Here is a 12,631-nt window from a genome sequence, read left to right as displayed (position 1 = left end):
CTGTGAACTACACGTTTCGAAGGGGTGACAAGCATGGGTCAGCCCGGCCTACGCGAGCGCAAGAAGCAGAAGACACGACTGGCCCTCATCGACGCGGCCCTCGACCTGTTTCTCGATCAGGGGTACGAGGCGACGACCGTCGACCAGATCGCGGCGGCCGTGGACGTCTCGCCCCGCACGTTCTTCCGCTATTTCGCGACCAAGGAGGACGTCGCCCTCTCCCTGCACGTCGACGGGCAGGAGGCCATGCTCGCCGAGCTGGCCTGCCGCCCCGGAGAGGAGTCACCCTTCACCGCGCTCTCGCACGCCGTGCGCGCGATGGTCACCATGCTGGAGGAGGAGGACCTCGCCGAGAGGGCGAGATTCCTCAAGGCCCGCGAGGTGATCGACAACACCCCCGCGCTCTTCGCCGGCAGCATGCGGCGGGTGATGGAGAACGAGCGGCGACTGATCGCCGAGATCGCCCGGCGCGAGGGCTCCGGCAGCGACGACCTCCTCCCCCACTTCGTCGTCGCCCTCGCCACCACCGTGGCCCGGGTGGGCTTCGAGTTCTGCCCGCCGACGGGCGTCGACGACCTCGCCGCCCTCGCGGCCCGGCTGGAGGCGACGCTGGCCCTGGCCGAGCGTTCCCTGCGCCCCGGCTGGGACCGCCCGTAGTTCCACCGCGCCGACGACGGCGGTCCTGCCATTGGTCAGTGCCCGTCGCCTCGATGAAATGCCGACGATCGGGCCGCGTACCCGCCGTCGCGTTGATGGTCGCGCCCGTGATGCGGGCGGCGTCGGAATGCCCGCGACGAGCTCGACGCGATGATCGGGCCCGCTCTCAGGCGACCGCCCTGGGAGCGGACGGCCTCAGCTCCTCGGCCCGCCGTGACGCGGCGTCAGTTCATCGAGGGGTCGTCGGGACAGGTGGCCACGTAGGCGAGCTCACCGCGCTGGCGGCGGAGCACCGCGCGCCACAGCGACTCCGGCTCCTGGTGGAAGGTGTCGCCGGGCTCGGAGTCCACGACGTACCACGCGCCCTCGCCGATCTCGGTTTCAAGCTGCCCGGCGGACCACCCGGCGTAACCCGCGAAGATCCGCATCTGGGCGATCTCTCCGGCGAGGATCTCCGGCGGCGCGTCGAGGTCGACGGTGCCGAGTCTGGACACCGCCGGGGTGCCCGCGTGCAGTCGCCGCCAGCCGAGCGGCTCCTGCCCGCTCGGAACCGCGGCCAGCGCCAGTGCGCTGTCGGTCTGTACGGGGCCGCCCTGGAACAGCACGGACGGGCCGGTGACCATGGTGTCCCAGGTGGGCAGCACCTGGGTCACCGCGATGTCGCTCGGCCGGTTGAGCACCACGCCCAGGGTGCCACCGTCGAGGTCGTGTTCCAGCACCAGAACCACGCTGCGCCGGAAGTTGGGATCGTCGAGTTGCGGCGTCGCCACCAGAAGTCCACCGACGTAGATCGCCTCCGCCATACCTCCATCATGAGGGGTGAACCCCGGATCGCGCTGCTCCCCTCCTTCTTCGGATCTTTCAAACCTCGCGTTATGTTACTTGGAGTGCTCAATGAGAAACTCTGGGTAGCATAGATCGCGAATCGGAGGGAAAATGCTGCAGATGTCCAAGGGCTCCATATTGCTGCTCGCGCTGTTCTTCGGCATGGCCCTCGCGTCCACGGTGGGCGCGCCCTCAACGTCCGGGACGGACGCCGCCGCCTGTCCGGACGGAAAACCCGCCGGAGAGGATGCCGGCGGCAGGGCCGCCTCCGCCGTCTACCGCGAAAAGCCCGCCGTTCCGAACGGTCCGATCGACGCGAGCGGCGAGCGGAGCGTGGCCCTCGGGGCCACGCGAGGCGCATCGGCGCAGGTCGCGGCCGGGATCGAAGAGCAGAGCACCACGAGCCGCACCGTCAGGTCCCTGTGCGGCAAGCGCCGGTCCGACCAGCACGCGGACTACCGCGCGGATCGTCAGGCGGCCGGCGGGTGGCTTCCCTATACGGGGCCGCCCGCCGATCTGATCGGCAAGATCGCCACAGCCGGAGGCCTGGTGCTGACCGGCGGACTGTTCTGGTGGTACGGCGCCATCTGGCCGCGCCGGAACCCCAGCGGGCCGATCGCCATCCGGCGGTCGCCGTACGGCCGCCGCCGGCACCCCGGCCTCGAGCCCTGACGACCCGTCACCCGCCTTTACGGCCCACCGGATCGCGGGCCGCCTCTCCGGTCTTCAGGCCGGAGAGGCGGTCGGGCGGAAAGCGGTCAGGCCTCGGTCATGCCGGTGCGTGCCCGCCCCCCGGCCGACTCCCGGACCGCCGCCGCGACGGCGCCCGACACGTCCGGATGGAACACGCTGGGGACGATGTAGTTCGGGCCGAGCTCCTCCGCGGTGACCACGGCGGCCAGCGCCTTGGCGGCGGCCAGAAGCATCTCCTGGCTGACCACGGTGGCCTGGGCGTCGAGCAGACCGCGGAAGACCCCGGGGAAGGCCAGCACGTTGTTGATCTGGTTCGGGTAGTCCGAACGGCCGGTGGCGACCACCGCGGCGTGCTCGCGGGCGGCGTCGGGTGAGACCTCGGGCTCCGGGTTGGCGAGCGCGAAGACCACGGCGTCCTTGGCCATCGTGGCGATGTCGTCGCCGTTGAGGATGCCGGGGGCCGAGACCCCGATGAACACGTCCGCGCCCTTGACCGCGCCGCGCAGGTCACCGGAGTAACCCTCGGCGTTGGTGTGGTCGGCGATCCACTGGAGCGAGTCGTCCAGGTCGTCACGGCCGCGGTGCACCGCGCCCAGGTAGTCGCAGACGATCACGTTGCGGGCGCCGGCCGCGAACAGCAGGCGCAGCACCGCCGTACCGGCGGCGCCGGCGCCGGCGAGGGTGATCCGTACGTCTCCCAGCTCCTTGCCGACCACGCGCAGCGCGTTGGTGAGCGCGGCGAGCACCACGATCGCGGTGCCGTGCTGGTCGTCGTGGAAGACCGGGATGTCGAGCAGCTCGCGCAGCCGCCGCTCCACCTCGAAGCAGCGCGGCGCCGAGATGTCCTCCAGGTTGATGCCGCCGAACCCGGGGGCGATGATCTGCACGGTCCGCACGATCTCGTCGACGTCCTGGGTGTCCAGGCAGATCGGCCAGGCGTCGATGTCGGAGAACCGCTTGAACAGGGCCGCCTTGCCCTCCATGACGGGGAGCGCGGCGGCCGGGCCGATGTTGCCGAGACCGAGCACGGCCGAACCGTCGGTGACGACGGCGACGCTGTTGCGCTTGATGGTCAGGCGGCGGACGTCCTCGGGATTGCGGGCGATGGCCATGGAGACCCGGGCGACGCCGGGGGTGTAGGCCATGGAGAGCTCGTCACGGTTACGCAGCGGCACCTTCGACCGCATCTCGATCTTGCCTCCGAGATGCATGAGGAAGGTCCGGTCCGAGACCTTGTGGATGACGACGCCTTCGACGCCCTCCAGCTTGTCCACGATCGCCTGGGCGTGATCGGTGTCACGCGCGGCGCAGGTGACGTCGATGCGCAGGGTCTCGTGCCCGGCGGTGGTCACGTCGAGCGCGGTGACCACACCCCCGGCGGACTCTACTGCGTGGGTGAGCTGGCTGACTGCCTTACCGCCGGCCGGCACCTCCAGGCGCACGGTGATGGAGTAAGACACACTCGGCACGGTGGCCACAGTCAATCCGCTCCTTTGCGACTGACTTGGTTGGGATACCTCCATCGTGCCATCCCCGGACGGGTGGGCGCGCCGAGGTCGGCCGACCCGAGGCTGCCAATGCGGTCACAATCGGGCTCCCCCTCCCGGTGACCGGCATGCCGGAGCGGCCCGTCGCCCGGCGGCGGGAGGTGGGCCGCGCCGCCGGCGGCCCACCGATCAACACCGAAGTCGGCAACCGGCCCGGCCGATGGGGCCGTGCCTCGTGAGGTCGCACGGATCCCCTCGTGGAGGGCGCTCAGAACAGCGCGTTGGCCAGGTTTCTCCGGGCCCTGGCGATGGACGGGTCGTCGGCGGGGAGCGTGTCGAACAGGGCGAGCAGGTGCATCCGCGCCCTGTCACGCTCGCTGCCCGAGGTCCTGCGCACCACGTCGACGAGCCGGTCGAAGGCCCGGTCCACCTCGCCGGAGAGCATCTCGAAGTCGGCGGCCAGAAGGTGCGCCTCGACGTCGGCGGGGTCGTTCAGGCGACGCTCCAGGTCGGCGGGGTCGACGTCCTGGGTCCGCCGGATCAGGCCCAGTCCGGCCAGGCCCAGCTTCGCGTCCTCGTTGTTCGGCGAACGGGCCAGCAGCCGCTCGTAGGCGGCCACGGCGCCCTCGAGATCACCGGCGTCGATGGCCTGCTCGGCGGCGAGCACGTCCGGGTCGACGGGGGGCTCCTGCGGCTGCCCCTCCGCGTCGGGAGACTCGGGAGCCTCCTCGCCGGGCGGGAGATACTGGGCCAGCGCCTCCATGAGCTGGACCAGCCACTCCCGCAGCTGCTGCTCGGTGGCGATGCCGGGGACGACCGCCACCGGCTGGCCCTGGAAGATGGCGTACAGGGCGGGCACGTTCTGCACCCGGAGCGCCTGCGCGATCTGCTGGTTGACCTCGACGTCCACCCGCGCCAGGACCCACCGGCCCACGTTCTCGGCGGCCAGCTTCTCCAGCAGGAGGCTGTATTCCTTCGCCTGCTCGGCGCGGGTCACGGTGAGCTCCAGCAGCACGAGGCTGTTCATGGAGCGTTCGACGACCTCCGCCGCGAAGTTGGCGTCGTCGACATCGATGACCGGCGCCGGAACGCCACCGGTTTCCTGTGCGACGCTCTCCCGCCGTGCCTGCGCCTCCAGCGCCTGCTTGCGGGCGCCGAGATCCACGGCACCGTATAGCGATCCGGGTCGAGTGAAGTCCGCTGGGCTCATACCCCTAATCCTGCCGTATCCCAGTCACTGCGCCGACGCCCCCTCACTAGAAGCGGGCGGGCTCGGTGTAGACGCCCCATTCGTCGCGGAGCGCGTCGCAGATCTCACCGAGGGTGGCCTCGACGCGGACGGCGTCGAGCATGGACGGGATCATGTTGCCCTCACCCCTGGCGACCTGCACCATCGCGGCCAGCGCGGCGTCCACGGCCGTCTGGTCGCGGGCGGCGCGGCGGTCGGCGAGGACGCGGTTCTGCTCGCGCTCGACCTCGTGGCTGACCCGGAGGATCTCCAGCGGCTCGTCGATGGAGGCCGTGTGGCAGTTCACCCCGACGATCCTCTTCTCCCCCTTCTCCAGCTTGCGCTGGTAGTCGAAGGCCGCCTCGGCGATCTCCGACATGAACCACCCGTCCTCGATGCCGCGCAGGATCCCCGAGGTCATCGACCCGTCCGACCCCATGTCGCGGATCTTCGTGAAGATCGCCTCAGCCTCGGCCTCGAGCCGGTCGGTCAGCGCCTCCACGTACCAGGATCCGCCGAGCGGGTCGGCGACGTTGACGACCTCGGTCTCCTCCATGATCACCTGCTGGGTGCGCAGCGCGATCTCGGCGGCCTTCTCCGAGGGCAGCGCCAGGACCTCGTCCAGCGCGTTGGTGTGCAGCGAGTTGGTGCCGCCGAGCACCGCCGCGAGCGCCTCGACCGCGGTGCGCACCACGTTGTTGTACGGCTGCTGCCCGGTCAGCGAGACCCCCGCCGTCTGGGTGTGGAAGCGGAGCCACTGGGCCTTGTCGGTCTTGGCGCCGTAGACGTCGCGCAGCCAGCGCGCCCAGATCCGCCGCGCGGCCCGGAACTTCGCGATCTCCTCGAAGAAGTCGATGTGCGCGTCGAAGAAGAAGGACAGGCCGGGGGCGAAGGTCTCGATGTCCAGCCCGCGCGACAGGCCCAGCTCCACGTAGCCGAACCCGTCGGCCAGGGTGAAGGCCAGCTCCTGCGCGGCCGTGGAGCCCGCTTCGCGAATGTGGTAGCCGGAGACGCTGAGCGGCTTGTACGCCGGGGTGTCGGCGGTGCAGAACTCCATCAGGTCGCCGATCAGCCGCAGGTGCGGCTCGGGGGTGAACAGCCACTCCTTCTGCGCGATGTACTCCTTGAAGATGTCGGTCTGGAGCGTCCCGTTGAGCTTGCCGACCGGCACCCCCTGCCGTTCGGCGGCGACGACGTACATGCAGAAGATCGGGACGGCCGGTCCGCTGATCGTCATCGAGGTGGTGATGTCGCCGAGCGGGATGCCTTCGAAGAGCAGCTCCATGTCCAGCGCGGAGTCGATCGCCACGCCGCAGTGGCCGACCTCGCCGAGCGAGCGCGGGTCGTCGGAGTCACGGCCCATCAGCGTCGGCATGTCGAAGGCGACGCTCAGGCCGCCGCCGCCCGCGCCGAGGATCATCTTGTAGCGCTCGTTGGTCTGCCGGGCGTTGCCGAACCCGGCGAACTGCCGGATGGTCCACGCCTTGCCCCGGTAGCCGGTGGGGTGCAGGCCCCGGGTGAAGGGATACTCCCCCGGCCAGCCGATGCGCTCCAGACGGGGGTCGTCGCCCTCGGGCCCGTAGACCGGCTCCACGTCGAGACCGGAGAGCGTCCGGAACTCGGACTCGCGCTTGGGTGCCTTGTCGAACCGCGCCTGCCAGCGCGCGCGCCCCGCCTCGATCTTCTCGGCGTCCATCAGCCAACTCCCTTGTACGGCTTGCGGCTTCCTACACGGCTTGTGGCCTCAGAGAAATACTAGGACGTCCTAGTAATTTTTGGCCAGCATTATGCCGATGGGGGAACCGTGGCACCGCGCCGGGGCCGCGACGGCCTCGGAAGCCGGGCGTCAGCCCTCGAAGTCTCCGGCGGCCACGCGCAGGGTCCGGAACAGGCCGAACATCTGCTCCCGCTCCGCTTCGCCGTACATCGTCATGGCGAAATCGGCCTCCGTCAGATCGGCGGTCGCCTTGCGCACGACCTCGCGACCCTGGTCGGTGATCTCCGCCAGCACCCCGCGGCCGTCCCGGGGATTGCGCAGGCGGCGCACCAGGCCGGCGCGCTCCAGTCGGTCCACGGTGTTCGTCACGCTTGTCGGATGGACCATCAGCCGCTCACCGATCTTGGACAGCGACAGCGCCCCCGTCTTGCTGAACGTCAGCAGAACCAGTGCCTCGTACCGGGCAAAGGTCAAGTCATGTGGTTTAAGCAGCGTGTCCAGTTGCGACAGCAGGATCTGGTGCGCTCTCATGATCGATGTGACGGCGGCCATGGCGGAGGAAGGCCCGAAATGAACGCGCCATGTCTCCGCGGCGCGCTCGATGGGGTCGAACGGCAAATTCAACTGACCTGTAGCCACAGGGCTACGGTAGCGCGGCCTCATCCCGGTTCGCCCATATACGTAGCGTCATCAAATTGACGGCTTCACCAAGAACACCAACGCCAAACGTCACGCTCAGTTATGGTTCCCACATCGAATGGTGAGGCCGTGGCCAAGTGGCCGCGCAGACTCAGTCCGGCCTGCGGGGGACGCGGTCCGGACCGGTGCCGAGGGGACCGGCTTCCGCACATTCACGGCACGGGGGGTGCTTGGTGAACGACAACTCAATGGCGTTCAGACGCCACACGGACTTCGGCGCAGCCGGCACGGCGTGGATCCCTTCCACGCCCGCCGGTGCGTGAGCACAGGGGCGTTTCGCGCGAGGAGCTCCAGCAGAGTGGGTTGATGGCGGTCGCCGTCCTGCTCGTGCTGGGGGTGGCCGCGGCGTGGAGCGTCCTGATTCCCGGGGTCAGCGCGTGGGAGAACATCATCGTCGCGGTGATCGGCTCGCTCCGGCTCACCGGACCCGTGGCCGCCGCGTTCGCCGCCTGGGTGGCGGTGCGCAGGCGGCGCGGGACCGGCGGGCGGTCCCTGACCCCCTGGCAGGCGGTGCGCGCACCGCTGGCGGTCCTGGTGGTGGCCGGTGGCGCCTTCACCGCCACGGTGCTGGTCCTGGCGATCAGAACGATGATCACCGAGCAGGCCGGTCGGCTGCTGCCCAGCGGTCTGGTCATGGGCGTGGCCGGGCTGGCCCTGTACGTCGTCATCGGCTGGGTGACCGGCTGGCTGCTGCCGTGGACGATCACTCCGGCGCTCGCGGGGCTCGGCTGCTACGGCCTGTTCGCCGGGCTGGCCCAGGGGCCGCCCTGGGCCGACCGGCTCACCCCGGCCACCCGGGAGCCGTACGACCTGTTCCGTGGATTGAGCGCGGCGGCGTTCACCGACCAGACGCTCTGGTTGCTGGGAATCAGCGCCGCCCTGCTGCTCGGCTGGGCCGCGGTGGTGACCCGCCAGGCACTGGTCCTGGCCGCCGCGCTGCTCGCGGTGCTGGCGGCCGGGACCGGGGTGGCCCGGCTGTTCACCGAGCCGGGACCGGGCTCCGCCCAGCAGGTGGTCTACAGCTGCCAGGAATGGCCGATCATGGTCTGCGTGCACCCGGGAATGCACGCCGGCCTCCCCGAGCTCGGCTCCGCGTTCATCAAGATCGCATCCCGGCTGGCGGGGACGCCCGGCGAGTTCTCCCGGCTGGAGCAGCACCCCCGGCGCGACCAGGCGCCCCTCGCTCCGGGGACGGTTCCGATCCACGTGGACGACCTGGCCGCCGGGTTCGCGGAAAGGGCGGCCGACGAGTTCGTCGAGGGTCTCGGCACGAAGTGCGAGGGCACCTCGGCGAACGGATACCGCGACATCGTGATCGCGTGGCTGCGCGGCAAGCCGCTCCCCGGCGGACCGCTCCCCGAGCACCAGTACGCCGCCGCGTGGTTCTCCGGTCTCACGGAGGACCAGCGGCGCGACTGGCTCCGGCTGTACTACGCCGACTTCACCGAGTGCCGGCTACAAAGCACTCACTTCGGGGGGCAGGCGGGGCAGACCACTCAGACAGTGCCGCCGGGCCCGGGGGCCGGGGGCGGCCGGGCGGTGCCGTTCCCGCGGATTCCGCAGGCCGAACCGTCCTACCAGGCGCCCGGTGTCACTCCCCCGATCCCGGCGCTCCCGCCGTCGACCCCGTGGAAGTCCCCCTCGGGAAAACCCGATACGGTCCCGTTCCCACGCAGCTGACAAGATCAGCATAGGCTCCGCGTGAGAAAGCACCCTCCCAGGGAAGGGGACCGGCGTGAAAGCCCCCTTAGAAGCACCGCCCGAGGCACCTCCGAAGCCTCGCAGGCGCCCCTGGCGCTTCCTCGCCGGGCTGCTCGTCGTCGTGATCATCCTTGCCGTGGGTGCCCGGCTGACCTGGTCGTGGCTCAACCCGTTCGGCGAGACCTCGATCGACCGCAGCCAGCCCGTGCTGCTGCAGTCCATTCACAACCTCAGCCGCTTCGAGGCGGCCACCGGCAACTTCCAGGTCGTCGTGGATCTGGAGAAGGACGCCTCCTTCCTGCCCGACGCCGTCAAGGGCAGCCGGACCCTCTTCGTCGGTGCGGGCGGCGTGGACGCCTACGTGGACTTCGGCGGCCTGCCCAACGGCGCGCTGACCATGTCTCCCGACCGCAAGGAAGTCACGATCAAGCTGCCGCGCGCCCAGCTCGAGAAGCCCAACCTCGACAACAAGCGCTCCTACGTCTACGCCCAGCAGCGCGGTCTCTTCGACCGGGTGGAGGACTTCCTGTCCTCCTCTCCCGCCGACCAGCAGGAGCTCTACGTACTGGCCGAGAAGAAGATCGCCGAGGCCGCCCAGGCCAGTGACCTGCGCAACCGGGCCGACCAGAACACCAAGGCCATGCTCCAGGGCATGCTGGGCACCCTCGGCTTCGACAAGGTCACCGTCAAGTTCGCCGACGAGCCCTAGACCTACGGGGCGGGACCGGCGTCGAGGCCCTTTAGGCGATGACAGGCCCGGGGCCCCGCCTTCGCCTAAAGGGCCTCAGGCCCGTGACCTCGAACGGAGACCGGACCGGGGCGAGCACCCGAGGCCGGTCAGCCGATGGCCTCCATGAGCTCGTCGGCGGCCGTGTAGGGGTCGAGATCGCCGGCCAGGACGCGGTCGGCCAGGACGTCCAGGCGATTGTCACCGTGCAGGTGCGCGAAACGGGAGCGGAGAGCGGCGAGGGCGATGGCCTCGATCTCGTCGCGAGCCCTGACCTGGCGACGGCGGGCGAGCTCGCCCGACTCCTCGAGGTAGGCCAGATGCTCGTCGAGGGCGTTGACCACGTCTTCGGCGCCCTCGCCCCGATAGGCCACGGTCGGCACGATCGGCGGCCTCCACGCCCGCTCGACCAGGGCGAGCATGTTGCGGAGCTCGCGAATCGTCGCCTGGGCCCCGTCGCGGTCGGCCTTGTTCACCACGAACACGTCGGCGATCTCCAGGATGCCCGCCTTGGCCGCCTGGATGCCGTCGCCCATTCCCGGGGCGAGCAGCACGACGGTGGTGTCGGCCAGCGAGGCGATGTCCACCTCGGCCTGGCCGACCCCGACGGTCTCGATGAGGATGACCTCGCATCCGGCCGCCTCCAGGACACGCAGCGCCTGGGGCGTGGCCCACGACAGCCCGCCCAGGTGGCCGCGGCTGGCCATCGACCGGATGAACACCTCGGGATCGCATGCGTGGTCCTGCATGCGGACCCTGTCGCCCAGCAGCGCCCCTCCGGTGAACGGAGAGGACGGGTCCACGGCGAGCACGCCGACTTTCTTGTCCCGCTTGCGGAACGCCTGGACCAGCATCCCGGTGGAGGTGGACTTGCCCACGCCGGGAGAGCCGGTGAGCCCGATGATCCGGGCCCGGTGCGGCCGGTCCGTGCGGAGCTCGGCCATGATCTCCCGGAGCCGGGGCGAGCCGTTCTCCACCATGGAGATCAGCCGGGCCACGGCACGCGGCTGGCCGTCCCTGGCCCGGGCGATCAGGTCGGAGACCTCCACGATCAGGCCGAGGGAACGCGGAGGATCAGGGCGTCGCCCTGGCCGCCGCCGCCGCAGAGCCCGGCGGCTCCGAGGCCGCCGCCCCGGCGCTTGAGCTCGTGGGCGAGCGCGAGGACGATGCGGGCGCCGGAGGCGCCGATCGGGTGGCCGACGGCGATGCCGCCGCCGTTGACGTTGACCCTGTCGAGGGAGACGCCGAGTTCCTTGGCCGACTGGAGGACGACCTGGGCGAACGCCTCGTTGATCTCCAGCAGGTCGAGGTCCGCGACGGTGAGTCCCTGCTTGCCGAGGGCGTGCTTGATCGCGTTGGCGGGCTGGGACTGGAGCGAGTTGTCCGGCCCGGCCACGTTGCCGTGGGCGCCGATCTCGGCCAGCCACTCAAGGCCCAGCTCCTCGGCCTTGGCCTTGGACATCACGACCACCGCGCAGGCGCCGTCGGAGATCTGCGAGGCGGAGCCGGCGGTGATCGTGCCGTCCTTGGTGAACGCCGGCCGCAGGCGCGACAGAACCTCGACGGTGGTGTCGGCGCGCACGCCCTCGTCCGCGGCGAAGACCACCGGCTCACCCTTGCGCTGCGGGATCGACACCGGGACGATCTCGGCGTCGAGCGTCCCGTTCTTGATCGCGGCGGCGGCGCGCTCGTGGGAGCGGGCGGAGAAGGCGTCCTGCTCCTCGCGGGTCAGGCCCAGGCGCGCGTTGTGCCGCTCGGTGGACTCGCCCATGGCCACCTGGTCGTAGGCGTCGGTCAGACCGTCGAGGGCCATCGAGTCCACGATGCCGGCGTCGCCGTACTTCACGCCTCTGCGCAGGCCCGGCAGCAGGTGCGGGGCGTTCGACATGGACTCCATGCCGCCCGCGACCACGATGTCGAACTCACCGGCCCGGATGAGCTGGTCGGCCAGGGCGATGGCGTCCAGCCCGGACAGGCAGACCTTGTTGATCGTCAGCGACGGCACGGACATCGGGATCCCGGCCTTGACCGCGGCCTGGCGGGAAGGGATCTGACCGGCTCCGGCCTGGAGCACCTGACCCATGATCACGTACTGCACGGCCTCGGGGGCGACACCGGAACGCTCCAGCGCGGCCTTGATGGCGATGCCACCCAGCTCGGCACCCGAAAGGCCGGATAATGAGCCGAGCAACCGGCCAATGGGCGTGCGAGCTCCGGCGACAATGACGGAACCAGACATAGAAGGGGCCTCCCTGACGGGGCTTGCGGCGACTTTGCCACCATACCCATGAGTACCCAAGCGACCGCCATGGAGGTTGGACCTATGTTCATGCGCATCGACCATGTGGGAATCGCCTGCCACAACCTGGAAGAGAAGATCGCGTTCTTCGAGCGGACCTTCGAGCTGACCGTGGTGGCACGGGAGATCAACGAGGAGCAGGGCGTCAAGGAGGCGATGCTGCACATCGCCGACGGCAACGGGGGAGGGTCCTACATCCAGCTTCTCGAACCGCTCGGCCCCGACACGCCGGTCGGCAAGTTCCTCGCCAAGCGCGGGGAAGGGGTGCACCACGTCGCGTTCGGCGTCCCGGACGTCGCGCGCGCCCTGGAGGAAATAGGCGGCAAGGGCATCCGGCTGCTCGACGAAAAACCGCGGCATGGTTCGATGGGTTCCTCCATCGCCTTCCTCCACCCCAAGGACGTGGCGGGAATGCTCACGGAGCTCGTTCAGGCCCCAGATCATTAAAAACGCGCCGTGTCAAATGCAAGAAACGTTCATACGTAACAAGTCGTGCATAAAATTGGACGAGACCTCCAAGGCCGCGTCACCGGAGTACGCTGGCCTACCACCGGACGTGGATCCCGCCACGGCTCCCGCCTCGGATGTCCGAATCCCC

General features: G+C 70.0%; 12 protein-coding genes. 5 read left to right on the top strand and 7 right to left on the bottom strand.

Annotated elements, in window-relative coordinates:
- The first annotated feature begins 33 nt into the window (after window positions 1-33).
- Window positions 34-657 carry a TetR family transcriptional regulator gene (locus DKM19_RS06900; RefSeq protein WP_110694993.1) on the top strand — a complete coding sequence of 208 codons (624 nt, stop codon included), beginning with the start codon at window positions 34-36 and terminating at the stop codon, window positions 655-657.
- Window positions 658-881: 224 nt separating this feature from the next.
- Here the strand turns inward: DKM19_RS06900 and DKM19_RS06895 are convergent, their stop codons facing one another.
- Entirely contained in the window at window positions 882-1,460 is a 579-nt protein-coding gene (locus DKM19_RS06895) for a YqgE/AlgH family protein (protein ID WP_089211182.1), read from the bottom strand.
- Between the two features lie 133 nt (window positions 1,461-1,593).
- Here DKM19_RS06895 and DKM19_RS06890 point away from each other — a divergent pair, with 133 nt between their 5' ends.
- Entirely contained in the window at window positions 1,594-2,154 is a 561-nt protein-coding gene (locus DKM19_RS06890) for a hypothetical protein (RefSeq protein WP_110694992.1), read from the top strand.
- Between the two features lie 86 nt (window positions 2,155-2,240).
- Here the strand turns inward: DKM19_RS06890 and DKM19_RS06885 are convergent, their stop codons facing one another.
- The 4 genes from DKM19_RS06885 to DKM19_RS06870 form a co-directional block, all read right to left on the bottom strand.
- A complete protein-coding gene (locus DKM19_RS06885; protein WP_110694991.1) occupies window positions 2,241-3,653 on the bottom strand; it encodes an NAD-dependent malic enzyme in 1,413 nt (470 codons plus the stop codon).
- 277 nt (window positions 3,654-3,930) lie between these two features.
- Entirely contained in the window at window positions 3,931-4,872 is a 942-nt protein-coding gene (locus tag DKM19_RS06880; protein WP_110694990.1) for a tetratricopeptide repeat protein, read from the bottom strand.
- 46 nt (window positions 4,873-4,918) lie between these two features.
- Window positions 4,919-6,586, bottom strand: a complete 1,668-nt coding sequence (locus DKM19_RS06875) for a methylmalonyl-CoA mutase (RefSeq protein ID WP_110694989.1) — start codon at window positions 6,584-6,586, stop codon at window positions 4,919-4,921.
- Between the two features lie 150 nt (window positions 6,587-6,736).
- Window positions 6,737-7,270 carry a MarR family winged helix-turn-helix transcriptional regulator gene (locus DKM19_RS06870; protein WP_089211187.1) on the bottom strand — a complete coding sequence of 178 codons (534 nt, stop codon included), beginning with the start codon at window positions 7,268-7,270 and terminating at the stop codon, window positions 6,737-6,739.
- A gap of 342 nt (window positions 7,271-7,612) precedes the next feature.
- On the opposite strand from DKM19_RS06870, the gene DKM19_RS06865 reads away from it, so the two are divergent.
- Both DKM19_RS06865 and DKM19_RS06860 read left to right on the top strand, forming a co-directional pair.
- Window positions 7,613-8,986, top strand: coding sequence for a hypothetical protein (locus tag DKM19_RS06865; RefSeq protein ID WP_110694988.1), 1,374 nt, complete (start codon window positions 7,613-7,615; stop codon window positions 8,984-8,986).
- Between the two features lie 55 nt (window positions 8,987-9,041).
- Window positions 9,042-9,716 (top strand): DUF4230 domain-containing protein, encoded by a 675-nt coding sequence (locus DKM19_RS06860; RefSeq protein WP_110694987.1) that lies wholly within the window; start codon window positions 9,042-9,044, stop codon window positions 9,714-9,716.
- Between the two features lie 128 nt (window positions 9,717-9,844).
- Here the strand turns inward: DKM19_RS06860 and meaB are convergent, their stop codons facing one another.
- Window positions 9,845-10,783, bottom strand: coding sequence for a methylmalonyl Co-A mutase-associated GTPase MeaB (meaB, locus tag DKM19_RS06855; protein ID WP_204358679.1), 939 nt, complete (start codon window positions 10,781-10,783; stop codon window positions 9,845-9,847).
- Between the two features lie 2 nt (window positions 10,784-10,785).
- Window positions 10,786-11,973 carry an acetyl-CoA C-acetyltransferase gene (locus DKM19_RS06850; RefSeq protein ID WP_110694986.1) on the bottom strand — a complete coding sequence of 396 codons (1,188 nt, stop codon included), beginning with the start codon at window positions 11,971-11,973 and terminating at the stop codon, window positions 10,786-10,788.
- Between the two features lie 84 nt (window positions 11,974-12,057).
- Here DKM19_RS06850 and mce point away from each other — a divergent pair, with 84 nt between their 5' ends.
- On the top strand, window positions 12,058-12,480 hold the full coding sequence (gene mce / locus DKM19_RS06845; RefSeq protein ID WP_089211191.1) for a methylmalonyl-CoA epimerase: 423 nt from the start codon (window positions 12,058-12,060) through the stop codon (window positions 12,478-12,480).
- The last annotated feature ends 151 nt before the right edge of the window (window positions 12,481-12,631 follow it).

Origin of the sequence: Streptosporangium sp. 'caverna' (assembly GCF_003203775.1) — a bacterium.
Classification (GTDB): Bacteria; Actinomycetota; Actinomycetes; order Streptosporangiales; family Streptosporangiaceae; genus Streptosporangium; species Streptosporangium subroseum.
The sequence above is the reverse complement of the archived record's forward strand: the minus strand, read 5'-3'. Positions and strand labels throughout refer to the sequence as shown.

Bases quoted from the DNA above. Each gene is read 5' to 3' on its own strand.
- DKM19_RS06895 (WP_089211182.1), bottom strand. From the start codon at position 1,460: ATGGCGGAGGCGATCTACGTCGGTGGACTTCTGGTGGCGACGCCGCAA.
- mce (WP_089211191.1), top strand. From the start codon at position 12,058: ATGTTCATGCGCATCGACCATGTGGGAATCGCCTGCCACAACCTGGAA.
- DKM19_RS06870 (WP_089211187.1), bottom strand. From the start codon at position 7,270: ATGAGGCCGCGCTACCGTAGCCCTGTGGCTACAGGTCAGTTGAATTTG.
- DKM19_RS06900 (WP_110694993.1), top strand. From the start codon at position 34: ATGGGTCAGCCCGGCCTACGCGAGCGCAAGAAGCAGAAGACACGACTG.
- DKM19_RS06890 (WP_110694992.1), top strand. From the start codon at position 1,594: ATGCTGCAGATGTCCAAGGGCTCCATATTGCTGCTCGCGCTGTTCTTC.
- DKM19_RS06865 (WP_110694988.1), top strand. From the start codon at position 7,613: ATGGCGGTCGCCGTCCTGCTCGTGCTGGGGGTGGCCGCGGCGTGGAGC.
- DKM19_RS06850 (WP_110694986.1), bottom strand. From the start codon at position 11,973: ATGTCTGGTTCCGTCATTGTCGCCGGAGCTCGCACGCCCATTGGCCGG.
- DKM19_RS06875 (WP_110694989.1), bottom strand. From the start codon at position 6,586: ATGGACGCCGAGAAGATCGAGGCGGGGCGCGCGCGCTGGCAGGCGCGG.
- DKM19_RS06880 (WP_110694990.1), bottom strand. From the start codon at position 4,872: ATGAGCCCAGCGGACTTCACTCGACCCGGATCGCTATACGGTGCCGTG.